Annotated in this window: 22 protein-coding genes; 8 read left to right on the top strand and 14 right to left on the bottom strand. The window is 60.1% G+C overall.

Annotated elements, in window-relative coordinates:
• Positions 1 to 19 precede the first annotated feature (19 nt).
• Genes ACZRJ6_RS22310 through ACZRJ6_RS22300 form a run of 3 tightly spaced genes read right to left on the bottom strand, consistent with a single transcriptional unit; the run spans position 20 to position 3,724 of the window.
• Positions 20 to 1,483, bottom strand: a complete 1,464-nt coding sequence (locus ACZRJ6_RS22310; protein ID WP_463970142.1) for an N-acyl-D-amino-acid deacylase family protein — start codon at positions 1,481 to 1,483, stop codon at positions 20 to 22.
• Between the two features lies 1 nt (position 1,484).
• Complete coding sequence (locus ACZRJ6_RS22305) at positions 1,485 to 2,345, bottom strand: MurR/RpiR family transcriptional regulator (protein WP_463970141.1); 861 nt, start codon at positions 2,343 to 2,345, stop codon at positions 1,485 to 1,487.
• Between the two features lie 29 nt (positions 2,346 to 2,374).
• Positions 2,375 to 3,724: a GntT/GntP/DsdX family permease gene (locus tag ACZRJ6_RS22300; protein ID WP_463970140.1), complete on the bottom strand. Its 1,350-nt coding sequence runs from the start codon at positions 3,722 to 3,724 to the stop codon at positions 2,375 to 2,377.
• A gap of 251 nt (positions 3,725 to 3,975) precedes the next feature.
• Between ACZRJ6_RS22300 and ACZRJ6_RS22295 the strand changes: the two genes are divergently transcribed.
• A complete protein-coding gene (locus ACZRJ6_RS22295; RefSeq protein ID WP_463970139.1) occupies positions 3,976 to 4,368 on the top strand; it encodes a lysozyme inhibitor LprI family protein in 393 nt (130 codons plus the stop codon).
• An 18-nt stretch (positions 4,369 to 4,386) separates the two neighbouring features.
• Here the strand turns inward: ACZRJ6_RS22295 and ACZRJ6_RS22290 are convergent, their stop codons facing one another.
• From ACZRJ6_RS22290 to ACZRJ6_RS22270, 5 genes are all read right to left on the bottom strand, one after another.
• A complete protein-coding gene (locus ACZRJ6_RS22290) occupies positions 4,387 to 5,832 on the bottom strand; it encodes a SulP family inorganic anion transporter (protein WP_463970138.1) in 1,446 nt (481 codons plus the stop codon).
• Positions 5,833 to 6,038: 206 nt separating this feature from the next.
• On the bottom strand, positions 6,039 to 6,932 hold the full coding sequence (locus ACZRJ6_RS22285; protein WP_463970137.1) for an NAD-dependent epimerase/dehydratase family protein: 894 nt from the start codon (positions 6,930 to 6,932) through the stop codon (positions 6,039 to 6,041).
• A 118-nt stretch (positions 6,933 to 7,050) separates the two neighbouring features.
• Positions 7,051 to 7,947, bottom strand: a complete 897-nt coding sequence (locus ACZRJ6_RS22280; RefSeq protein WP_463970136.1) for a LysR substrate-binding domain-containing protein — start codon at positions 7,945 to 7,947, stop codon at positions 7,051 to 7,053.
• A 40-nt stretch (positions 7,948 to 7,987) separates the two neighbouring features.
• Positions 7,988 to 8,578 (bottom strand): NADPH:quinone oxidoreductase MdaB, encoded by a 591-nt coding sequence (gene mdaB, locus ACZRJ6_RS22275; protein ID WP_463970135.1) that lies wholly within the window; start codon positions 8,576 to 8,578, stop codon positions 7,988 to 7,990.
• A gap of 210 nt (positions 8,579 to 8,788) precedes the next feature.
• Positions 8,789 to 9,553, bottom strand: coding sequence for a sulfite exporter TauE/SafE family protein (locus ACZRJ6_RS22270; RefSeq protein WP_463970134.1), 765 nt, complete (start codon positions 9,551 to 9,553; stop codon positions 8,789 to 8,791).
• Positions 9,554 to 9,648: 95 nt separating this feature from the next.
• On the opposite strand from ACZRJ6_RS22270, the gene ACZRJ6_RS22265 reads away from it, so the two are divergent.
• Positions 9,649 to 10,548, top strand: a complete 900-nt coding sequence (locus tag ACZRJ6_RS22265; protein ID WP_463970133.1) for a LysR family transcriptional regulator — start codon at positions 9,649 to 9,651, stop codon at positions 10,546 to 10,548.
• Here the strand turns inward: ACZRJ6_RS22265 and ACZRJ6_RS22260 are convergent.
• Positions 10,494 to 11,900 (bottom strand): amino acid permease, encoded by a 1,407-nt coding sequence (locus tag ACZRJ6_RS22260; protein ID WP_463970132.1) that lies wholly within the window; start codon positions 11,898 to 11,900, stop codon positions 10,494 to 10,496. The two genes, ACZRJ6_RS22265 and ACZRJ6_RS22260, sit on opposite strands and share 55 nt — an antisense overlap.
• A gap of 74 nt (positions 11,901 to 11,974) precedes the next feature.
• A complete protein-coding gene (kynU, locus tag ACZRJ6_RS22255) occupies positions 11,975 to 13,225 on the bottom strand; it encodes a kynureninase (protein ID WP_463970131.1) in 1,251 nt (416 codons plus the stop codon).
• Positions 13,226 to 13,379: 154 nt separating this feature from the next.
• On the opposite strand from kynU, the gene ACZRJ6_RS22250 reads away from it, so the two are divergent.
• The gene (locus ACZRJ6_RS22250; RefSeq protein ID WP_003212305.1) at positions 13,380 to 13,853 is read left to right on the top strand and encodes an Lrp/AsnC family transcriptional regulator; all 474 of its coding nucleotides are present in this window, start codon (positions 13,380 to 13,382) and stop codon (positions 13,851 to 13,853) included.
• A gap of 121 nt (positions 13,854 to 13,974) precedes the next feature.
• Here ACZRJ6_RS22250 and catA read toward each other — a convergent pair whose 3' ends face one another.
• Genes catA through ACZRJ6_RS22235 form a run of 3 tightly spaced genes read right to left on the bottom strand, consistent with a single transcriptional unit; the run spans position 13,975 to position 16,377 of the window.
• Complete coding sequence (gene catA / locus ACZRJ6_RS22245; protein WP_463970130.1) at positions 13,975 to 14,904, bottom strand: catechol 1,2-dioxygenase; 930 nt, start codon at positions 14,902 to 14,904, stop codon at positions 13,975 to 13,977.
• A 42-nt stretch (positions 14,905 to 14,946) separates the two neighbouring features.
• On the bottom strand, positions 14,947 to 15,237 hold the full coding sequence (gene catC, locus ACZRJ6_RS22240; protein ID WP_133103641.1) for a muconolactone Delta-isomerase: 291 nt from the start codon (positions 15,235 to 15,237) through the stop codon (positions 14,947 to 14,949).
• Positions 15,238 to 15,249: 12 nt separating this feature from the next.
• Complete coding sequence (locus ACZRJ6_RS22235) at positions 15,250 to 16,377, bottom strand: muconate cycloisomerase family protein (protein WP_463970129.1); 1,128 nt, start codon at positions 16,375 to 16,377, stop codon at positions 15,250 to 15,252.
• 114 nt (positions 16,378 to 16,491) lie between these two features.
• Here ACZRJ6_RS22235 and ACZRJ6_RS22230 point away from each other — a divergent pair, with 114 nt between their 5' ends.
• Positions 16,492 to 17,367 carry a LysR family transcriptional regulator gene (locus ACZRJ6_RS22230; protein WP_463970128.1) on the top strand — a complete coding sequence of 292 codons (876 nt, stop codon included), beginning with the start codon at positions 16,492 to 16,494 and terminating at the stop codon, positions 17,365 to 17,367.
• Here ACZRJ6_RS22230 and ACZRJ6_RS22225 read toward each other — a convergent pair.
• Positions 17,364 to 18,362 carry an AraC family transcriptional regulator gene (locus ACZRJ6_RS22225; protein ID WP_350616854.1) on the bottom strand — a complete coding sequence of 333 codons (999 nt, stop codon included), beginning with the start codon at positions 18,360 to 18,362 and terminating at the stop codon, positions 17,364 to 17,366. The genes ACZRJ6_RS22230 and ACZRJ6_RS22225 overlap by 4 nt on opposite strands.
• Positions 18,363 to 18,685: 323 nt before the next feature.
• Here ACZRJ6_RS22225 and antA point away from each other — a divergent pair, with 323 nt between their 5' ends.
• The 4 genes from antA (at position 18,686) to ACZRJ6_RS22205 (ending at position 23,189) form a co-directional block, all read left to right on the top strand.
• On the top strand, positions 18,686 to 20,074 hold the full coding sequence (gene antA, locus ACZRJ6_RS22220) for an anthranilate 1,2-dioxygenase large subunit (protein WP_463970127.1): 1,389 nt from the start codon (positions 18,686 to 18,688) through the stop codon (positions 20,072 to 20,074).
• Between the two features lie 2 nt (positions 20,075 to 20,076).
• Positions 20,077 to 20,568, top strand: a complete 492-nt coding sequence (gene antB / locus ACZRJ6_RS22215; RefSeq protein ID WP_463970126.1) for an anthranilate 1,2-dioxygenase small subunit — start codon at positions 20,077 to 20,079, stop codon at positions 20,566 to 20,568.
• A gap of 137 nt (positions 20,569 to 20,705) precedes the next feature.
• Positions 20,706 to 21,713, top strand: a complete 1,008-nt coding sequence (antC, locus tag ACZRJ6_RS22210) for an anthranilate 1,2-dioxygenase electron transfer component AntC (protein WP_463970125.1) — start codon at positions 20,706 to 20,708, stop codon at positions 21,711 to 21,713.
• 72 nt (positions 21,714 to 21,785) lie between these two features.
• Positions 21,786 to 23,189 (top strand): amino acid permease, encoded by a 1,404-nt coding sequence (locus tag ACZRJ6_RS22205; protein ID WP_463970124.1) that lies wholly within the window; start codon positions 21,786 to 21,788, stop codon positions 23,187 to 23,189.
• Positions 23,190 to 23,215 lie beyond the last annotated feature (26 nt).

Genomic DNA, 23,215 nt, shown 5'->3' with positions numbered 1-23,215 from the left:
TCCCTGTTAAGAGCAGCCACTATAGAGCAGCAAACCCCAAGCGCAAATCCCCGCTACGCGCCAAAAACCGCCCCGGACGCTGCCCGTTTGCCTGCCCGTCGCTGTAGCTCAACACGCCGTTGACCCACACCCCGTCAATCCCCTGCGCCGCGCGTTGAGGCTCCTTGAAGTCCGCTACGTCGCGCACCCGTAACGGGTCAAATAACACCAAATCCGCCCAATGCCCTTCGCGAACCTCACCGCGCCCGATCAGGCCAAACCGCGCTGCCGACAACCCGGTCATTTTGTGTACGGCGGTATGTAGCGGGAACAAACCCAGATCACGACTGAAATGCCCGAGTACCCGTGGAAACGCCCCCCACAAGCGCGGATGGGGAAACGGATCTTCCGGCAAGCCATCCGAGCCAATCATCGACAACGGATGAGCGAGGATGCGCTGCACGTCCGTCTCGTCCATCCCGTAATACACCGCCCCCGCCGGTTGCAGGCGCCGTGCGGCTTCCATCAGCGGCACCGCCCAGTCGGCTGCGATGTCCTGTAAATCGCGCCCACCCATATCCGGGTGCGGCGTCGACCACGTGATGGTGATGCGAAAGGCATCGGTGACTTGCTTGAGGTCCAGGGTCGAAGAACTGGCGGCATAGGGATAACAATCGCAGCCCACCGGATGGGTCTTCGCCGCCTGTTCCAGGGACGCCAACAACAGCGGGCTGCGCCCCCAATTGCCGGCACCGGCGCATTTGAGATGGGAGATGATCACCGGCACCTTGGCGTGGCGGCCAATCAGAAACGCCTCGTCCAGCGCCTCCAGCACCGGTTCGAATTCACTGCGCAAATGGGTGGTGTACACCGCGCCGAACGCGGTCAGTTCTTCACTCAATTGCAGCACTTCGTCGGTCTCGGCGCTGAAGGCGCTGGCGTAGGCCAGGCCTGTGGATAAGCCGAGGGCGCCGGCCTCCAGGCTTTCCTGCAACTGTTCACGCATCGCGGCGATTTCAGTGGGCGTGGCGGTGCGATGCAGGTCATCCATATGGTTGCTGCGCAGCGCCGTATGACCGATCAACGCGGCGACGTTGACGGCCGGGTGGGCGTTTTCCAGCGCTGCGCGGTAGTCGGCAAAACGCGGGTAGACGAACGCGTCGCGCTTGCCCAGCAGGTTCATCGGGTCTGGCGGATCGCCGCGTAAGTTGACCGGCGATGCGCTGATGCCGCAGTTGCCGACGATCACCGTGGTCACGCCCTGGCTGAGTTTGGGCAGCATCTGTGGCTGGCGGATCACCACCGTGTCGTCGTGGGTGTGGACGTCGATAAACCCCGGCGCCAGCACCCGGCCAGTGGCGTCGATTTCATGCTCGGCATGGGCTGCCGACAAATCGCCGATCTTTTCGATGCGCCCCTCGCGCAGGGCCACATCGGCGACATAACCCGGCGTATTGCTGCCATCAATGATCAGGGCGTTGCGGATCAGCGTGTCGTACTTCATTTCAGTCTCCAAGCGGCAGGCAATCAGCGCCGCCGCGATAATCGTCCAGGGCCAGCTTGATCCGTCGCAGGCGTTCCTGGTTGTCGTCCGGCATGGCCAGGGCCAGCTCGGTGGCGAGCACGTCGATGGCCAACAGCATTCCGTAGCGCGCCGCCGTTGGCTTGTAGATAAAACTGGTTTCCGCCGGTTGCAGCGGTAGCAGCACATCGGCCAACTGCGCCAGCGGTGAATCAGGCAGGGTGATGGCGATAATGTGGGCGCCGTAGTTACGGGCCAGCTCCACCACGCTCAGCAACTCCGGGGTGAGGCCGGTCAGCGAGCAGACGATCAGCGCGTGTTCCGGGCCCAGCGTGGCGGCGGTCACGCGCATCATCACCGGGTCGTGACTGGCTGCAATGGGGTACCCCAGCCGCACCAGGCGTACTTGCAACTCGTCGCTGCACAAGCTCGACGGGCCGCCCATGCCAAACGCATGGATCATCCGCACCTTGCCCAGCAGGCTCACTGCATCGACAAAACAACGTTGATTGAAGCCGGACAAGTGCTGACGCAAGGTCACCTCGATATCGCCGAGGATCTGCCGGTGAAACGCCGACTGTTCGGGTAAGCCCGCCGGGTCGAGAAAGCGGCTGCCGACGCCGCTGGCCTGGGCCAGTTGCAGGCGCAGGTCACGCAAGTCACGGCAACCGACGCTGCGGGCAAACCGCGACAACGTGGCGGTGCTGACCTCAGCCCTTTGGGACAACTCTTCCAGGCTAGCGGACGCGGCAAAGCCGACATCGTCGAGCATCAGCTTGGCGATACGCCCTTCGCCGGCGCTGAAGGAATCCTGGCGGGCGCGGATCTGGTAGAGGATGTCCATCAATTGGGCTCCGAATTACAGAATGATGCTCATAACAAAAGTGACAGGCCGTAAGTCAGACCGAAGGCGACCACCGAAATCAGGGTCTCCAGCACGGTCCAGGTCTTGAAGGTCTGGATCACCGTCATATTGAAGTATTCCTTGACCAGCCAGAAGCCGCCGTCGTTGACGTGGGAAAAGATCACCGAGCCGGCACCGGTGGCCAGTACCAGCAATTCCGGGTGTGGATAACCCAGGCCCATGGCAACGGGAGCCACCACGCCTGAGGCGGTGGTCATGGCCACGGTGGCCGAGCCGGTAGCAATGCGCATCAACGCGGCGAACAACCAGCCCATCACCAGTGGCGACAGGTTGAAAGCATGGGCCAGGCCAAGAATCTCATTGGTGACGCCGGCATCGATAAGAATCCGGTTCAAACCACCGCCCGCCCCCACCAGCAAGGTGATGCTGGCGGTCGGCGCCAGGCATTCGTTGGTGAACTTGAGGATTGATTCGCGACTGAAGCCCTGAGCCAGGCCCAACGTCCAAAAACTCACCAGGGTCGCCACCAGCAGCGCGATCACCGAGTTACCGATAAACAGCAGGAACTGGTTAAAGGCGCTGCCTGGGGTGGAAATCAGGTTGGCCCAGCCACCAATCATCATCAACACCACCGGCAACAGGATGGTGCCCATGGTCAGCGAGAAGCTCGGCAGCCGGGTGCGTGGTTCGCGGTCGATGAACTGACGTTCCAACGGGTTTTCCGCCGGCAGGTGAATGCGCGGCACGATGAACTTGGCGTAGACGGGGCCGGCGATGATCGCCGTCGGGATGCCGATCAAGATCGCATACAGCACGGTTTGCCCGACCGATGCGTTGTAGGCCAGTACCGCCATCATCGCCGCGGGATGGGGCGGAACCAGTGCATGTACCACCGATAAGCCGGCAACCATGGGTAGGCCGACCATCAAAATCGAAACACCCACCCGCCGCGCTACGGTGAAAGCAATCGGCACCAGCAACACAAAACCGACCTCGAAAAACAGCGGCAGCCCAACCAGGAAGGCAATGCACACCATCGCCCAGTGGGCGTTGCGCTCGCCGAAGCGGTCGATCAACGTGCGCGCCACCTGCTCGGCGCCGCCGGACTCGGCCATCATCTTGCCGAGCATGGTGCCCAACGCCACCACTAGAGCGATGTGGCCCAAGGTCTTGCCGACGCCCGCCTCGTAGGAGCCCATGATCGTGTCCGCCGGCATCCCGGCCAGCAGCGCCAGGCCGATGGACACCAGGGTGATGACGATAAACGGGTTGAGCCGGTAGCGTGCGATCAGCACGATCAATGCAATGATGGCGATGGCTGCGTATGCCAATAGCCAAACGCCCGGTGATGCGGCCATGCGGTACTCCTCGGAAAGGGTCACGTCGAATAGGTTGTGAAAGTCATAAATCATTACCAAGGATTATTTTCAATTTTTATGAAAGTAAGTTTCGCCCACAGATAAGCGCTGTCGCTTTGAGATATGCCCAGAGACAAAGAATGAAAATCGAAGGTGCGTTCTTACATGAAGATTGAGAGGGACGCTGGAAACTCAAATGCCGGTGTCAGGTCATAGACAGCGGACCGAATCCTGATCAGGAAAAACCGACAATGAATCGAAAAACCCTGCTTGCCCCCTTCGCCGCCAGCGCCTTGTTGCTGGCCTTGTGCGGCACCGCGTCGGCCGCCGACAGCGCGGCGTTGAAAAAATGTATGGATGGCGCGAATACGACCGCGGACATGGTCAACTGCAACACCAAGGAAGCCAAGGTGCAGGACACGCGCCTGAACACCGCCTACAAGACAGCCATGGCAGCCCAGGAAGGCAATCGCAAACAGAAGCTGCAGGATGTGCAGCGTCTGTGGATCAAATATCGGGATGCCAATTGCGGGTTCGCAGGCTCGGCAACCGGCGGCACCATCGATCAGGTCAACGGTGCCATCTGCCGGCTGGACATGACCCGGACCCGCGCGCAGGAACTGGAAAACCTTGTAGGCCCGTGAAGTGATCAGTCGCTCTAGCTAGTCATGCTGAACGCGGGCACGCTTGAGCAGTTTCTTGCAGCGTTCGGACAAGTGCAGCACCCGTAAATGCTTGCCGGCCTTGGCGTAGCGTTCGCGTAGGGTCATCAGCGCGGCGATGGCCGAATAGTCGACGAAACTCAGGTGGAGACAATCCAGGGTCACCTGTTCCGGGTCGCTCGCCGGGGCGAACTGGTTGAGGAACGGTGTGGTCGAGGCGAAGAACAGCGTGCCGTGCAAGCGATAGAGCTTGCTACCGTCGGCTTCAAGATGCTCGTCGGCGTACAGCTCACGGGCTTGTTGCCAGGCAAAGTTCAGCGCCGCAATCACAATGCCGCACAGCACCGCCGTGGCCAGGTCGGTAAATACCGTGACCACCGTCACCGCAATGATCACCAGCACGTCATTGAGTGGCACCTTGTTGATCACCCGCAAGGAGGCCCAGGCGAAGGTTTGCTGGGACACCACGAACATCACCCCCACCAGCGCCGCCAGTGGAATCCGCTCGATCAACGGTGACAGGAACAAGATAAAGAGAAGGATCATGACCCCGGCAAACACCCCGGAGAAGCGTCCGCGCCCGCCGGAGCTGAGGTTGATCACGGTTTGCCCGATCATCGCGCAGCCGCCCATGCCGCCGAACACGCCAGAGACCATATTCGCCGCGCCCAGGGCCACGCTTTCGCGGTCCGGATAGCCTCGGGTTTCGGTGATTTCGTCGGTAAGGTTGAGGGTCAGCAGGGTTTCCAGCAGGCCGACCATGGCCATCAGGATCGCGTAAGGAGCGATAATCTGCAGGGTTTCCAGGGTCCAGGGAATCTGCGGCAGGGCAAACGTGGGCAGGCCACCGGCGATGTGGGCCATGTCGCCCAGCGTGCGGGTCGGCAGGCCCAGCAGGTACACCGCAAGACCCACGCCAAGAATCGCCACCAACGCCGGCGGTACCGCGCGGGTCAGGCGCGGCAGCAGGTAGACGATGGCCATCGTCGCTGCCACCAACCCCGTCATCACGTACAACGGCGTGCCGCTGAGCCAGGTTTCACCGCTCTTGAAGTGCTCCAACTGCGCCAGCGCAATGATAATTGCCAGGCCATTGACGAAACCGAGCATCACCGGGTACGGCACCATGCGCACCAGCTTGCCCAGGCGCAGCAGGCCAAAGGCGATCATGATCAGTCCGCCCAGCAATACAGTGGCCAGCAAGTACTGCACGCCGTGTTGCACCACCAACGCGACGATCACCACCGCCATCGAACCCGCCGCACCAGAGACCATGCCTGGCCGACCGCCGAACAGCGCGGTCAGGGTACAGATGATAAACGCGCCATAAAGGCCCATCAGCGGGTTGAGGTGCGCCACCAGGGCGAAGGCTATGCACTCGGGCAACAAGGCAAAAGACGTGGTGAGACCGGCCAGGGAGTCGGCACGCAGGCGGGTGAGGTTCATGGGGTTACCGGGGGAATAGCGAAAATAAGACTGAGGATGGTACGCAAATGCAGGGGGTGGGGCCAGGTTTTCAGGGTCAACGAATGACCTGTGGCAAGCGGGCCTGCCATAACAAGCCCGCTCGCCACAAGGTAATGTCAGGTGCTCCATTTCCTTAATTTACCGGCGTTAGGGCTGCCACAAGGTTTAGTGTTTACAGGGACCTATCAAACCATCTCGTTGCGAATCCACTCCACCACGCTGGTACGCTTCGGCACCCAATCCAACAGTTCACGGGCATGTTTGCCACGCACGCGGCTGTTGGAGCCCAGGCCGTAGTTGGCCATTTCATAGCCCCACTCGGCTTCGGCATCGGCCAGTGGCCAATCCTGTGGTTTACCCAGGTTCAGCGCCTCGGCGATGGCGGTAGTCATGTCGACGAAGGCCGCTTCGCTGCTTTCGACAAAGTAGAAGGTGCCGGGGACGTTTTTTTCCAGCGCCAGCAGGTACAGGGCGACCACGTCTTCAATGTGCACGTTGGACCAGATGTTTTGGCCGGTGCCAACATGGCGTACCACGCCGCTTTTGCGCGCCTGTTTCAGCAGACGAGGTAATTGCACGCTGTCGCGCTTGACCCCCAGGCTGTGGCCGTAGATCAAGGTGTTACAGATCACCGCCGAATTCACGCCGTCTTTGGCGGCAGCGAGGATCAGGTTGTCGATAGCCACGCGAGCGGCCTTGTCGGCGGTCGGTTCCGGCAAGTTGTCTTCAAAATAGATGACATCACTGGATTTGCCGCCGGACGCATCGCCAACGATGCTCGAACCGCTGGTGTGCAGGAACGGCTTGTTGGAGCCGCGTAGCGCCTTGATCAGGGTTTCAACGGCGCCGCGATGGTCGCTGCTGGCGGCGTTGATCACGGCATCGGCTTTGCTCGCTTGCTCGGTCAGCAGGGCGCTATCGTCCAAGGTGCCAATCACCGGAGCGATGCCCAGTGCAGTCATTTCTTCAGCCTGTTTGGCGCTGCGCACCAGACCCGTTACGTGGTGGCCGGCCTTGACCAGGCCAGTCGCAATGGAGCCACCGATAAAGCCGGCAGCACCGGTAATAAATACGTTCATGGAAAGCATCTCCTGCATGGCTTTGTGAAAGGCGCTAAGTGTTGGATCGAGTATCAAGGACTTATCCATGCCGAATAAGTCTGTATTGCCCAATTCAATCTTGCGCATGAGTCACGAATCAGTCGGCGTAGCTGGTCAACTTGCCCTGGATAAAGTCCAGGAAACACTGGATGCGCAAGGCCAACTGCGAGTTGCGGTAGTACACCGCGTTGATCGGCTGGCGATAACCGCTGTTGAACTCCGCCAGGATCGGCTGAAGGCGCCCGGCATTGATGTCATCGTTAGTCATGAAGTGCGACAGGCAAGCGATGCCCTGCCCTTCCAACGTCAAGTGGCGCAAGGTTTCACCGCTGGAGGCAGAAATACTCGGCTGGATCTGCCAGCGATCACCGTGCACATGGCGCAGCGGCCAGTGGTTGAGGGTTTCGGTCTGGGTGAAGCCCAGCAGTGTGTGATCGGCCAACTCGGCAACCGTGGTCGGCGTACCGTACTTTTCCAGATACGCGGGGCTGGCGAGGATATGCAGCGGGCTGCAGCCCAGTGAACGGGCGTGCAACGTCGAGTCCGCCAGGGTGCCGATACGGATAGCGATGTCGGTACTCTGTTCCAGCAGGTCGATGATCAGGTCGTTGCTGTTGAGTTCCAGCTGGATGTCCGGGTACAGGCCGCGAAACTCGGCGATGTAGGGCACGATCGCATGCAGCATGAACGGCGAGGCGGCGTTAATTCGCAGCCGCCCGGACGGGGTTTGCTGGCGCGAGGACAGGCGCTCTTCCAGGTCATCCATTTGTTCCAGGATCAGCTTGGCCCGCTCGAAGAAGTATTTGCCCTCTTCGGTCAGGTCCATGCGCCGCGTGGTGCGGTTGATCAGCGTGGTGTCGAGCTTGGCTTCCAGCCGCGACAAGGTGCGGCTGACCGCCGAGGGCGTCTGTCCAACCTGTTCGGCGGCGGCGGAAATCGACCCGCATTCAATCACGCAGACGAAGATCTGTAGCTCATCGGATCGGGCTTTCAACGTGAATCCTCTTTAAGCGGCTGCCTGGATACTAGCCGCATTACCGAGCCAGGTTAAACACCTCAGTCAGATGCTGCTCATAACGCGCCACGTCAGCCTCGATGGCCGGGCGTTTCATCACGTCGACGCAGAGGAAAGTCGGCAAGCTGGTCATGCCAAGAAACTCGTTGGCCTTGTGGAACGGGAAGTACACGGCGTCCACGCCCTTGGCTTCGAAGAAATCGCTGGGGTCGTCGAAGGCTTGCTGCGGTGCGTTCCAGGTCAGCGACAGCATGTATTGCTTGCCCTGCAACAGGCCGCCGCTGCCGTATTTTTGCGAAGCATCGGAGCGGGTCCGGCCATCGCTGGCGTACAGGCTGCCGTGGCCTTCGGTGAACACTTCATCGATGTACTTCTTGACGATCCACGGCGCGCCCATCCACCAGCCGGGCATCTGGTAGATGATCACATCGGCCCAGAGGAACTTGGCCACTTCTTCGGCCAGGTCGTAGCCGGCGTCGATGTGGGTGACTTTGACGTCCATACCGTCACGGTCCAGTACGGCCAGGGCGGCATCATGCAGGGTGTTGTTGTAGCGGCCGTCGGAGTGGGCGAACTTTTTGCCGCCGTTGAGCAACAGGACTTTTTTCACGGGGAGCCTCAAAAGATTAAAAATATTTGGAGGCAGGGTATCGACAAGACCCCTTGGGAATAAGCGTTGGCGGGGCAAAACACATTTGACTGCTCCGCACGAATCGACAGGGGATTGTTGCCTTAGAATTTCCAAACACCTTTTGAGGACTCACCCAGATGACCGAGCAAGCAGGCTTTAGCGCCATCGACATGCTCAGCGCCTCGTCCGCTAGCCACTGATCAGCAGGTGGCTGCCCAGCGCCGCCATGCCGATAAAGAACACCCGTTTGAACAGCACGGCACTGATGCGTTGGCGCACGGCCTGGCCCAGCCACATGCCCAGCAGCGCTGGCACCAGCGCCAGCAGCGAGGCATTGATTTCGCCGCCGCCGAGGCTGCCACGCCAGAACAACCCCGCCGCCAGCGCCAGGGTGGACACGGTGAACGACAGGCCCAGCGCCTGGACCAACTGATCACGGTTCAAGCCCAAGGCTTGCAGATAGGGCACCGCCGGGATCACGAAGACGCCGGTGGCCGAGGTGATTACGCCGGTGAGCACGCCGCACAGCGGACCGAGCCAACGCTCCATCGCCGTGCTCACCTTGAAGTTGGGCAAGAACAGACCGCTCAAGGCGTATACCAGCAACGCCCCGCCCAACGCTCGCACCACCCACGCCCCGCCATCCATACCCAACCACAAACTGCCAAGCCCCGTGCCGAGAAAAATCAGCAGCAGCATCGGCCATAGCCGTTTGATCAGGGCACTCAAATTCCCGCCAAACGCCAGTTGCCAGAGGTTGGTGACGATAGAGGGAATAATCAGCAACCCCGCAGCCTGCGCCGGAAACATAGCCAGGCCGAGCATACCCATGGCAACCGTGGGCAAGCCCAGGCCAATAACGCCCTTGACGGTGCCCGCCAGCAGGAAAGTGCCGATGACCAGCAACGTCAAGGCTGGACCGAGGCTTTGGTAGAACGCCAGGAATGTATTCATCGGCTGATTTTGAAGGGTTGGGTCGAGGTTGGAAATTCGCCATATACTGAGCCAGCCTCTTGCCTGGATAGAGGCTACGGATAAAGGATTTGGCCATGCATTTTGACCTGATCGACCTTCGCCTCTACCTGCACATTCTCGACACCGGCAATATCACCGCCGGCGCCAGCCGCAGCCATTTGTCCCTCGCGGCGGCCAGTGCCCGGGTTCGGGCGATGGAAGCGTCGTTGGGCATCGAGCTCCTTCAGCGTGGCCGCCGCGGTGTGACGCCGACAGCGGCGGGCAAGGCGTTGGCCCAGCATGCCCGGCTGTTGTTGCAGCAAGCCGAGCGCATGCAGCAGGACCTGGCGGAATACGCCAACGGCGTCAAAGGCCAGGTGCGCCTGCTGTGCAACACCACGGCGATCAGCGAATACCTGCCGGAACTGCTGGCGGATTTTTTGCGCGAGCATCCCAACCTCGATATCGACCTGCAGGAACTGCCTAGCCTGCGCATCACCCACGCCTTGCGCCAGGGCGCGGCGGACCTGGGGATTATTTCCGATGCCGTCGACACCCACGGCTTGCAGACCCTGCCCTTTCGCGATGATCCGCTGGTGTTGATCCTGCCTCTGGACCATCCGCTGGCTGAAGGGCCGCCGGTGAGTTTTATCGACAGCCTGCAGCATGACTATGTGGCGCTGGCCGCCGACAGTGCCCTGGCGGTTTATCTGGAAGAACAGGCCTTGCACGCAGGCTTTCGCTTGCAAACACGCATTCGCGCCGAAGGTTTTGACGGGGTGATGCGCATGGTCGCCCGAGGTGCCGGCCTGGGCATCGTGCCGCTCGCGGCGCTGGAGCGTTGGCCCCTGGAACACCGCTTCAAGGCCCAGCCTCTGGATCAGGAATGGGCCTGTCGCAAGTTGCTGTTATGTGCACGCTCGTTCGATCAGTTGCCAGGTTACGCCAAGGCCTTGCTCGACGACTTGTCGCGCCCCTTGCGGAAGAACCCGTAATACACCGCCGACAGAATCAGCAGGAACGGCACACCGAACACCAAGGTCATTTTGAACGCCTCGGTGAAGTAGGTGGTGATCATCACCGCCCCCATCAACACCAATCCCAACAAGGTGCTGTAGGGAAAAAAACGCAGTTGAAACGACAACTTCGCCCCGCCGTGACGCTTGCGGTAGCGGCGGAAAAACAGGTGCGTGAGGAAGATCATGAACCAGGTGAAGATCGCCCCAAACATCGAGATCGCCATCATCAGGGTGAACGAACTTTGCGGGTACACCACGTTAAGCAGTGTGGCCAGGGCGATGCCGGAACTGGACAGCAGCAAGGCATTGAGCGGGATGCCGCTCTTGCTCAAGGCGCCCATGGACTTGGGTGCAAAGCCGGCGCGGGACAGGCTGAACATCATCCGCGTGGTGATGTAGAGCTGGCTGTTCATCGCCGACAGCGCGGCGATCAGGATCACGAAGTTCATCACCCCAGTAGCGCCGGGAATGCCGATGGTCTGCATCACCGTGACGAACGGGCTCTGGGCATGGCCGGCCTGGTTCCACGGCACGATGGCCAGCATCAGCGCCAGGGTCAGCAGGTAGAACACCACCAGGCGCACGATGGTGGCGCGAAAGGCCCTCTTCACCGCCTGTTCCGGGTCTGCCGCTTCGCCCGCCGCCACGGCGATCATCTCAACGCTCAGGTAGCTGAAAATCGACACAATCACGGCGATCCACATGCCGCCCAGACCGTTGGGGAAAAAACCACCGTGGGCGCTGTAGTTCTGTACGCCGTAATCCGGGTTGCCGGAGCCGAACACCACATACACCGCAAGGATGATGAAGCCGACGATGGCGCTGATCTTGATGGTGGAAAACCAGTACTCGAAGGTACCGAAGGCCTTGACGCTGATAGCGTTGAGGACGATCAGCACGCTGGAGAACGAGATGATCCACACCCATTCCGGTACGTTGGCGAACCAGTACTTCATGTACATCGCCACCGCCGTGACCTCGGCGCCCACCGCCAGCACAATCGCCGCCCAGTAGGCGTAGCGCACCAGAAAACCAGCCAGGGGGCTGATGTAAAACTCGGCATAGGCGCCGAAAGAGCCGGAGGTGGAATGGGCCACCGTCATTTCCGCCAGGCACCCCATCAACAGCAGGGTGATCAGCGCGCCGATGGCATAGCTGACCAGCACGCTGGGCCCGGCATAGCCGATGGCGTAGGCGCTGCCCATAAACAGCCCAGTGCCGATGGCGCCACCGATGGCGATCATGCTCATCTGGCCGGAGGTGAGCTGGCGCCGCAGGCCCAGTTCGCGCTTGGTGATTTCAGCAAAGCCTTTGTCTGGCGTGGTCACGTGGCGTGCCCCTTTATTATTGTGATTGCACTGTTTGTTGCTTGCCCTTCGTAGGAGCTGTCGAGAGCTGCCGCTTAAGTGACGCTATGGCGAACCTGGAATTGCGGCTGGTCCCAAGTCTTCTGGTCGAGAATCTCGCCAAGAATTTCCACCGCATCCCAGACTTCGGTGAAGCTGGTATACAGCGGCGTAAAACCAAAGCGCATGATCTGCGGCTCGCGATAATCACCAATCACGCCTCGGGAGATCAAGGCTTGGACGATTGCATAACCTTGCGGGTGCTCGAAGCTGACATGACTGCCGCGCCTGGCATGCTCACGCGGAGTAATCAGGTTCAGTTCGTGGGCAGCGCAGCGGGCTTCTACCTGCTCGATAAACAGATCGGTCAGCACCAGGGATTTTCGGCGCAGGCTGGCCATATCGGTCTGGGCAAAAATCTCCAGGCCACACTCCACCATCGCCAGCGAGGTAATCGGTTGAGTGCCACACAGGTAGCGGGCGATGCCGTTGCTCGGGGCATAGCGCGATTCCATGGCGAACTGCCGGGTATGCCCGAACCACCCCGACAGCGGCTGCATCACCACATCCACCAGCGCCGGATTGACCCACACGAACGCCTGGGAGCCAGGCCCGCCGTTGAGGTATTTGTAGGTGCAGCCGATCGCGTAATCGGCGCCGGCCTGATGCAGGTCGATCGGCACTGCGCCCGCCGAGTGCGCCAGGTCCCAGATCGCCAGGGCACCACACTCATGGCTCAGCGCAGTCAGCGCTTGCATGTCGTGCATGTAGCCGGTCTTGTAGTTGACGTGGGTGAGCATCACCACCGCCGTGTCCTGGTCGATGGCTTGCGGCAGTTCGTCGGGGCTGTTCACCAGACGCAGGGAATAGCCCTGTTGCAGCAGCTCGGCCAGGCCTTCGGCGATGTACAGGTCGGTGGGAAAGTTGCTGGTTTCGCTGATAATGACCTTGCGGTGCGGCGCGCGCTCACGCTGCACGCTCAACGCTGCGCTGAGCACCTTGAACAGGTTGATGGACGTGGTGTCGGTAATCACCACTTCGCCGTCGCGGGCGCCGATCAGCGGGGCCAGGCGATTGCCCAGGCGCTCCGGCAAATCGCGCCAGCCGGCGCTGTTCCAGCTGCGAATCAAACCATTGCCCCATTCCTCGGCAATCACCGCTTGCGCCCGTTCCAATGCCGCCACCGGGCGCGCACCGAGGGAATTGCCGTCGAGGTAGATCACCCCATCCGGCAACGCAAATTGCTTGCGCAAAGGCGCCAACGCGTCCTGGGTATCAAGGGCCAGGCAATGGTTTCTTGTAGTCATGGTCAATCCTGTTGTTATCGATGACGTGTCCTGCACGCTGGAGCAAATAATGAACGAAGCTTTAGAGAATTTTCGTGCAAAGTGGTGGGTAACAGGCTAATTAAGCTGTAGGAAATTCGAATTTAACTCCAAAACACGCGGATTTATTCCAATCATGATTCTCGACGCCACCGACCTGCGCCTCCTGCATTTTCTGCAACAGGATGGCCGTATCAGCAACCAGGAACTGGCGGAGAAAGTCGCCCTGTCGCCGTCCGCCTGCCTGCGCCGTTTGCGCCTGCTGGAAAGCGAGGGAATCATCAGCGGTTATCGTGCGGTGTTGAATGCCGAGCAGTTGGGGATCGAGCTGGAAGCCATCGTCCACCTGTCATTGCGCCAGGATGTGGAGGATTGGCACGAGACGTTTATCAAGAAGGTTCAGGGCTGGCCGGAAGTGGCCAGCGCCTATGTGATCACCGGCGCCAGCAACTATGTGCTGCGGGTGCAGGCGCGCAATCTGAAGCACTTTTCGGACTTCATTGTTAATCACCTGAATCGCACGGCGGGGGTGATGGATATACGCTCGGAGATTGTCTTGCAGAAGATCAAGGATCGGGATGACTTGTTGGACTTGGTAGTGCGCAAATAGCCCCTGCCGACAACGTGCCCTCTGTAGGAGCGAGCTTGCTCGCGAAAAAGGTACATCCACCGCAGCGATGCGCCTGAAATACCTTCGCGAGCAAGCTCGTTCCTACAAAGGGTGTGGGGGTTTAGTCTTCCAGCGCTCGAACCCGCTGCATGCGTTTCTGCTCCACCGGCGCCGCTGCCGGCTGTAACTCAAAGTCAAAATCAATCTGCGCAAACCGCCCTTCTACCCCAAACTCCCGCGCCAGACCCTGGTCATCGCTGAAGCTAATCTCGGCAATCAACTCATCGCGCGTCGCGTAGGCAAAATCATCATGCAGGTACGGATCATCCGACAGGTTGATCTGCGTGGTCAGGTGCCGATAACCCGGCGCCGAAATGAAGAAGTGAATATGCGCCGGCCGCTGGCCATGGCGCCCCAACTGGTCCAGCAACTGCTGCGTAGGACCGCTCGGCGGGCAGCCGTAACCCGACGGCACGATGCTGCGAAAGCGGTAGTTGCCCTGGGCATCGGTCTCGATGCGGCGACGCAAATTGAACTCCGTTTGAGTGCCGTCGAACCACGAATAGGTGCCGCCCGTATTGGCTTGCCACACATCGACAATCGCCCCCGCCAATGGCTTGCCATCGGTGTCACGGACCTGGCCCTGCATGAACAGCGGCACGCCTGGGTCCAGTCCGTCATCCAGTCGCGCCTCAAACTTGGACAGCGGCGCACCAGCGACATACAGCGGGCCTTCGATGGTGCGTGGTGTACCGCCGGACTTGCCGGCTTCTTCGTCCGCTGCATCCATCAACAGGTCCAGGTAATGCTCCAGCCCAAGGCCGGCGGCGAGCAGTCCGGCTTCCTGGTTCTTGCCCAGTTCGTTGAGGTAGTTGACCGCCGTCCAAAACTCTTCCGGGGTCACTTCCAGGTCTTCGATGATGTTTACCGTGTCGCGCAGGATTCGGTAAATCAGCGCCTTGGCCCGTGGGTTGCCGCCGTCATGGTGGTGGCCGCTGGCTTCTTCGAGAAACTGTTGGGCGTGGGCAGTTTGGGACAGTCGGATGGACATGGTGCAATCCTCATCTTGTAATTATTAGTTGGAAAAACAGACTCAGCGATCATCCTCATGGATCGACGACGGATGCCGGCACAGGGCATTCACCTCAATGGCCATGTAGGGATAAAGCGGCAGTTGCATCAATAGGTCGTGCAGTTCTTGCACGCTATCGACATCGAACACGCTGTAGTTGGCGTACAGCCCGGCGATGCGCCACAGGTGGCGCCACTTACCCGCTTGTTGCAGACGCTGGGCCAGGGCTTTTTCCTCGGCCTTGAGGGCGGTGGCACGCTCGGGGTTCATGTCGACAGGCAGGTTCACGGTCATTTTTACGTGGAACAACATGGCAGGTTCCTCTTAGTGTTTATCGCGACGGAAGAACGCCAAGCGCTCCTCATCGATGGCCAGGCCCAGGCCCGGCGCGGTCGAGACATGCAGGTGGAAATCGCGGTACACCAGCGGCTCGCTGAGGATGTCTTCGGTGAGCAGCAGCGGGCCGAACAGCTCGGTGTCCCACGCCAGCTTGTTCAGCGTGAGGAAGGCATGGGCCGAGGCCAGCGTGCCGATGCCACCTTCGAGCATGGTGCCGCCGTACAGGCCGATGCCTGCCGCCTCGGCAATCGCCGCCGTGCGCAACACCGCACGCGGGCCGCCGTTTTTGGCGATCTTCAGGGCAAACACCGAAGCCGCGCCTTCGCGGGCCAGGTTGAAGGCGTCCTCGACACATTCGATAGATTCGTCGGCCATGATCGGCGCCGGGCTCGACAGGTTTAGACGAACCATGCCACTGCGGTTATGGCGCGAGATCGGCTGCTCGATCAGGTCGATGCCGTTGTCCCCCAGCACCTTGCAGGCGCGCAGGGCCACGGCTTCATCCCAGGCCTGGTTGACATCGACCCTGACGCTTGCGCGGTCACCCAGGGCTTTTTTGATGGCGATGACGTGGGCCAGGTCGTGACTGACTTCACCCGCTCCGATCTTCAATTTGAAAATACGGTGGCGGCGCAGATCGAGCATTTTCTCGGCTTCGGCAATATCCTTTTCGGTGTTGCCGCTGGCCAGAGTCCAGGCCACCGGCAAGGCATCGCGCACCCGGCCGCCAAGCAGTTCACTGACCGGTAAGTTCAGGCGTTTGCCGAGGGCATCGAGCAAGGCGCTTTCGATGCCGGACTTGGCAAAGGTATTGCCGCGAATGCTGCGCTCCAGACGCAACATGGCCGCGTTGATGTTGCTGGCGTCCTGGCCGATCAACAGCGGAGCGAAATGTTTGTCGATGTTGGTCTTGATGCTGTCGGGGCTTTCATTGCCGTAGCTCAAGCCACCAATGGTGGTGGCCTCGCCGATGCCTTCGATGCCGTCGGCGCAGCGCACGCGGATGATCACCAGGGTCTGGTTCTGCATCGTGTGCATCGCCAGTTTGTGCGGGCGGATGGTGGGGAGGTCGACAATGATGGTCTCGATCGACTCGATGGTACAAATCGGCATGGTAATACCCACTGGGTTCTTTATAGATTTGGCCCGATTCTGTCCCGCATCTTTAATGGCTTCCAATATAGAATTAGTCTCGAACGATACCCTTAAGGTATGAAAGGAGTCCCAATGGAGCTTCGCCATTTACGTTACTTCCAGGTGCTGGGAGAAACCCTGAACTTCACCCGCGCAGCCGAACGCCTGCACATCGCCCAGCCGCCGTTGAGCCGGCAGATCCAGCAATTGGAGGAAGAGTTGGGTGTGGTGTTGCTGGAACGCGGTCGCCCCCTGCGGCTGACCGAAGCCGGACGGTTTTTCTATGAACACGCCAATGTGTTGCTGGAACAACTGGGCAAGGTCTGCGACAACACCCGGCGTATTGGCCTTGGCGAAAAGACCTGGCTGGGCATCGGTTTTGCGCCGTCGACGCTGTATGGCGTGCTGCCTGATTTGATTCGTCGCCTGCGTAGCCACGATGGGCTGGAGCTGGAGTTGGGATTGTCGGAGATGACCACCCTGCAACAAGTCGAAGCCCTCAAGGCCGGGCGGATTGATGTGGGGTTCGGGCGGATTCGTATCGATGATCCGGCAATTGTGCAGCGGGTGTTGGTGGAGGATCGGTTGGTGGCCGTATTGCCAGCCGGCCACCCGCTGCTGGGCGCCCCGGCGACCCTTGCGCAATTGGCCGAGGAGCCGTTCGTGCTCTACCCCGGCAACCCGCGCCCCAGTTACGCCGACCATGTGCTCGCGCTGTTCGATGCCCATGGCTTGAGCCTCACGGTGGCGCAGTGGACCAATGAATTGCAGACCGCCATCGGCCTGGTGGGTGCCGGTATGGGCGTGACGCTGGTGCCGGCTTCGGTGCAAATGCTGCACCGTGCGGATATCGGCTACACGTCGATTGTGGAGGCCAACGCCACCTCGCCGATCATTCTCAGCCGGCGGGTCAATGACCAGTCGCCGGGGCTCAGTCATTGCCTGCAACTGGTGGAAGAGTTGATCTAGCCACGCATGCGCCGGGCGTCGTTACGTTGCAGGGTTTGGCTGGGAGACTCATCGAACAGCTTGCGGTACTCGGCAGAGAATCGCCCCAAGTGGGTAAAGCCCCAGCCCAGGGCGATTTCAGAAATGGTTCGGGTTGAGCCGTGCTCAAGGATTTCCTGGCGCACGGCACCCAAGCGATATTTCTTCAGATAGGCCATGGGCGACAGGGCGAAGTACTTCCTGAACGCATCGAACAGCTTGAATCGCGACACTCCGGCGGCCGTTTCAAGGTCTTCCAGATGCACCGCCTCCCGGGCGTTGTCGTGGATGTACTGGCGGGCGCGAATTAAATAGTGCGGCAGCTTCACCCCCAGCACGTCCCGCAGCTCTTCGGAATAGTTGTTCGGCTGGGCGAGGATCAGGCCCTTGATCAGCGAGCTTTCCAAATCCCGCGTAAAGGCCGCCTGGTCATACAGTTCGCTGCTGCGTTCCAGCTCCGCGATGAAGTAACGCGCCATGCGCCACCAGGACGCCGAGGCGCCCTCCACCGCGTCCATCACCGACTCGAACTGCAAAGGCGCTTCAATCGGCCGTTGCAACAGGCCTTCCAGGGATTCGCTCATGGCCGCACGAGTGATCACTACTTGCAGCTTGCGGCAGTCGCCAGAGATCGCCAGCACCTGGTGCTCATTGGGCGAGATGATCACGCCTTGGTCGCGGTTGGAACTGAGCCGCTCGCCGTTCTTGCTCAGTTCCTGCTCGCCCACCAGAGGCAGACTGAGGCTGTAGCTGCTGAAGTGCTCGGCGTCTTCGATGTCGATGGTGACGTCGGTGCCGTATTCAATAATCCCCAGCGTCGTGGCGCGGGACTTGAACACATTGGCACTGTGGTGGAAGCGGATGCGCTCCGGCGTCGCCGTCTCCAGCCGGTGCGGCCCGCAAATACCGGACATCCAGCTGCGGGCGCCTTCAAGGTCGAAGCGCTCGATACATATATCGCGTGTATTGCTAGTCATCACGGGCACCCACGGCGGTTGTGGCCTGCGCGCTCTGACGGCGCGTCTTGGCTGAGCTCTCTAGTGGAAGAGAGCAAGTTCTGCGCCACGCCAGCGGCATTGCCACTGGGTGGATAGCAACCGTCGACTATGTGGATAACAAGCAGACTTTTCCGACAATTGCCCTGCAAGACAGTAGCGCATTACGCCACCGCCCTGCACTGCAGTGGGTATTTCTTGCCCAACTATCCGGCCCACCTTCCCCCATTAACCGGATAGCCCGCCGCCCCTTCGCAGCCTCTTAATGGCCTACCCGATTAGCCATTATCAAAAAGGTGCCTCCCATGAGTGGTGCAAGAAGCGTCGAGCAGTGGAAAACGTTTATCGAAGGCTGCCTGGATTTTCGCCCGGTGGACGAAGTGTTCCGCATTGCCCGGGCTATGTTCACCGAGCCGGAACTGTTCGAACTGGAGATGGAACTGATCTTCGAAAAAAACTGGATCTACGCCTGCCACGAAAGCGAATTGGCTAACCACCACGACTTCGTGACGATGCGCGCCGGGCGCCAGCCGATGATCATCACCCGTGACGGCGACGGCCAGCTCAATGCGCTGATCAACGCCTGCCAGCATCGCGGCACCACCCTGACCCGGGTCGGCAAGGGTAACCAGTCGACGTTCACCTGCCCCTTCCACGCCTGGTGCTACAAAAGCGATGGCCGGCTGGTGAAGGTCAAAGCCCCAGGGGAATACCCGGAAGGCTTCGACAAGGCCACCCGCGGGCTGAAAAAAGCGCGGATCGAGAGCTACAAGGGGTTCGTGTTTATCAGCCTGGATGTGAATGGCACCGACAGCCTGGAAGACTTTCTCGGCGACGCCAAAGTGTTCTTTGACATGATGGTCGCCCAGTCCGCCACTGGTGAACTGGAAGTGCTGCCCGGCAAATCTGCCTACACCTACGATGGCAACTGGAAGCTGCAAAACGAAAACGGCCTGGACGGTTACCACGTCAGCACCGTGCACTATAACTACGTGGCCACGGTGCAGCATCGCCAGCAGGTCAACACGGAAAACGGCGCAGGCGTAGGCACCACGCTGGACTACAGCAAGCTCGGCGCCGGCGATGCCAATACCGATGATGGCTGGTTCGCGTTCAACAACGGCCACAGCCTGCTGTTCAGCGACATGCCCAACCCGACGGTGCGCTCCGGCTACGCCACCATCATGCCGCGCCTGGTGGAAGAGCATGGCCAGGACAAGGCCGAGTGGATGATGCATCGCCTGCGCAACCTGAACATCTACCCGAGCCTGTTCTTCCTCGACCAAATCAGCTCGCAGCTGCGGATCATCCGCCCGCTGGCCTGGAACAAGACCGAGATCATCAGCCAGTGCCTGGGAGTGAAGAACGAATCCGACGCCGACCGGGAAAACCGTATTCGCCAGTTTGAAGATTTCTTTAACGTGTCCGGCATGGGCACCCCGGACGACCTGGTGGAATTTCGCGAAGCCCAGCGTGGTTTCCAGGGCCGCCTGGAGCGCTGGAGCGATATCTCCCGTGGCAGCCATCGCTGGGAAAACGGGCCTACCCCCAACAGCGAAACCATCGGTATCCAGCCAGCCATGACCGGCACCGAATTCACCCACGAAGGGCTGTATGTCAACCAGCACCGCAACTGGCAGAAGTTTTTGCTGGACGGTCTCGACCAGCAATCCCTGAAACTGCGTGAGGTGTGATGATGAATGCGCAACTGCAATACCAGATCGAGCAGTTCTTCTACCGCAAATCCGAGCTGTGCGACGCCCAGGACTGGGACGCCTATGTGCAGTTGTTCGACCCGCAGAGCGAATTTCACCTGCCGCAATGGGACTCGGAGCACGTCTACACCCGCGACCCCAAGCGCGAGATGTCGCTGATCTATTACGCCAACCGCTCGGGCCTGGAAGACCGAGTGTTTCGCCTGCGCACCGGCAAGGCGGCGTCTGCCACACCGATGCCGCGCACCTTGCATTTGATCAACAACGTGCGCATTGCCGAGCAGCCAGACGGCGTGCTGGAAGTGCGGTTGAACTGGCACACGTTGTTTTATCGGCTGGCCACCTCGGAGCAGTTCTATGGCCACGCCACCTACAGCCTCAAGCCCCATGGCGACAGTTGGCTGATCACGCGCAAGCATGCGCTGCTGCTCAACGACACCATCAACTCGGTGCTCGATTTCTACCACCTCTAACCCTCAACTGTAGGAGCGAGCTTGCTCGCGAAAAACCCAAGGGCGCCGCATGCATTCAGGATGCCCGCGTCATCGTTAACGTTTTTCGCGAGCAAGCTCGCTCCTACAGGTATTACCCAATCCATGGAGAACGGTGGATGAATCACAAAGTGGCCTTCAGTTTTGCCGACGGCAAGACGTTGTTTTTTCCGGTGGGCGCCAATGAAATCCTGCTGGATGCAGCGTTGCGCAATGGCATCAAGATTCCGCTGGATTGTCGCGAAGGTGTCTGCGGCACCTGCCAGGGTCGCTGCGAGTCTGGCGATTACAGCCAGGACTATGTGGACGAGGAAGCCCTCTCCAGCCTCGACCTGCAGCAACGCAAGATGCTCAGTTGCCAGACTCGGGTCAAATCCGATGCGGCGTTTTATTTCGATTTTGATTCGAGCCTGTGCAATGCGCCGGGACCGCTGCAGGTCCGCAGCACGGTCAGCAACGTGCAACAGGTCTCGGCCAGCACGGCGATCCTGTATCTGCAGCTAGACCAGACATTGGATTTTCTGCCAGGCCAATATGCGCGGCTGTCGATTCCCGGCACGGACAGCCAACGCTCCTATTCCTTCGCCAACCGCCCCGGCAATCAGTTGCAGTTTCTGATCCGCCTGTTGCCCGATGGTGTGATGAGCAATTACATCCGCGAACGCTGCCAGGTCGGCGATGAACTGCTGCTGGAGGCGCCGCTGGGGGCGTTCTATTTAAGGCATGTCACCCAGCCACTGGTGCTGGTAGCCGGTGGCACCGGGTTGTCGGCGCTGCTGGGCATGCTCGATGAGCTAGCCGAACGCGGTTGCGCTCAACCGGTGCATCTCTATTACGGCGTACGCGGTGCCGCCGATTTGTGCGAAGCCGAGCGCATCAACACCTACGCCGAAAAAATCCCAGGTTTCCGCTATACCGAAGTGCTCAGCGACCCGCCGCCCGACTGGGCCGGTAAGCGCGGCTACCTCACCGAGCATTTCGATTTGGCACAATTGCGGGACAGTTCGGCGGATATGTACGTCTGCGGTCCCCCTCCGATGGTCGAATCCATCAAGCAATGGCTGTTGGATCAGGCACTTGATGGCGTTCAGCTGTATTACGAAAAGTTTACCGAGAGTAATATCTGACCCCTCAGCAGGTGTGAGGGGCTGATTCAGCGTGCGATCAACCCTGAAAAAAACAAGTAGAAGGGAATGTTAATGGCGGATGACATGGTTAACCCGGTAGGCCTCAAACGCGGCCTGAAGAACCGGCATATTCAGCTGATTGCCTTGGGTGGGGCGATTGGCACGGGCTTGTTCCTCGGTTCGGCCGGGGTGCTCAAGTCGGCGGGGCCGTCGATGATCCTCGGCTATGCGATAGCCGGGTTCATCGCGTTTCTGATCATGCGCCAGCTGGGCGAGATGATCGTTGAAGAACCGGTAGCGGGCTCCTTCAGCCACTTTGCCCACAAGTACTGGGGCGGCTATCCGGGCTTCCTGGCGGGCTGGAACTACTGGGTACTCTACGTACTGGTGGGCATGGCCGAGCTGACGGCGGTAGGCAAGTACATCCAGTTCTGGTGGCCGGAGATTCCGACCTGGGCCAGCGCGGTGGTGTTCTTTATCGCGGTCAACCTGATCAACACCCTGAACGTGAAGTTCTTCGGCGAGACCGAATTCTGGTTCGCGATCATCAAGGTAGTGGCGATCATCGGCATGATTCTGCTCGGTTGCTACCTGCTGTTCAGCGGCACTGGCGGCCCGCAAGCCTCGGTGAGTAACCTGTGGGACCACGGCGGCTTCTTCCCCAATGGCGGCATGGGGCTGTTGATGTCCATGGCATTCATCATGTTCTCGTTCGGTGGCCTGGAGTTGGTGGGTATTACTGCCGCCGAGGCCAGCGAGCCGCGCAAGGTGATCCCCAAGGCGATTAACCAGGTGGTGTACCGGATCCTGATTTTCTACGTCGGCGCACTGACCGTGCTGCTGTCGTTGTACCCGTGGGATCAACTGCTGCAAACCCTCGGCGCGTCCGGCGATGCCTACAGCGGCAGCCCGTTTGTGCAGATCTTCTCGTTGATCGGCAACGACACCGCCGCGCACATCCTCAACTTCGTGGTGCTGACCGCCGCGCTGTCGGTGTACAACAGCGGCGTGTACTGCAACAGCCGCATGCTCTTCGGCCTGGCCGAACAGGGCGATGCACCCAAGGCGTTCATGAAGCTCAACAAACAAGGCGTGCCATTGCGGGCCCTGGGCATTTCGGCCTTGGTGACGCTGCTGTGCGTGGTGATCAACTACGTCGCACCCCATAACGCGCTGGAGTTGTTGTTCGCGCTGGTGGTTGCCTCGCTGATGATCAACTGGGCGCTGATCAGCCTGACCCACATCAAGTTCCGCAAGGCCATGAGTGAGCAAGGCGTGGTGCCGTCGTTCAAGACCTTCTGGTTCCCGTTCAGCAACTACCTGTGCCTGGCGTTTATGCTGATGATCATCTGCGTGATGCTGGCGATCCCGGGTGTGCGGGCGTCGGTGTATGCGATTCCGGTGTGGGTGGGAATTATCTATGTGGCGTACCGGTTGCGCATGAACAACGCCAAGGCTGTGGCTACGGCGCAATAACCTTCTGAAGGTTGATAAAAAGCCCC

This window comes from Pseudomonas sp. C321, from assembly GCF_055407105.1.
The sequence above is the reverse complement of the archived record's forward strand: the minus strand, read 5'-3'. Positions and strand labels throughout refer to the sequence as shown.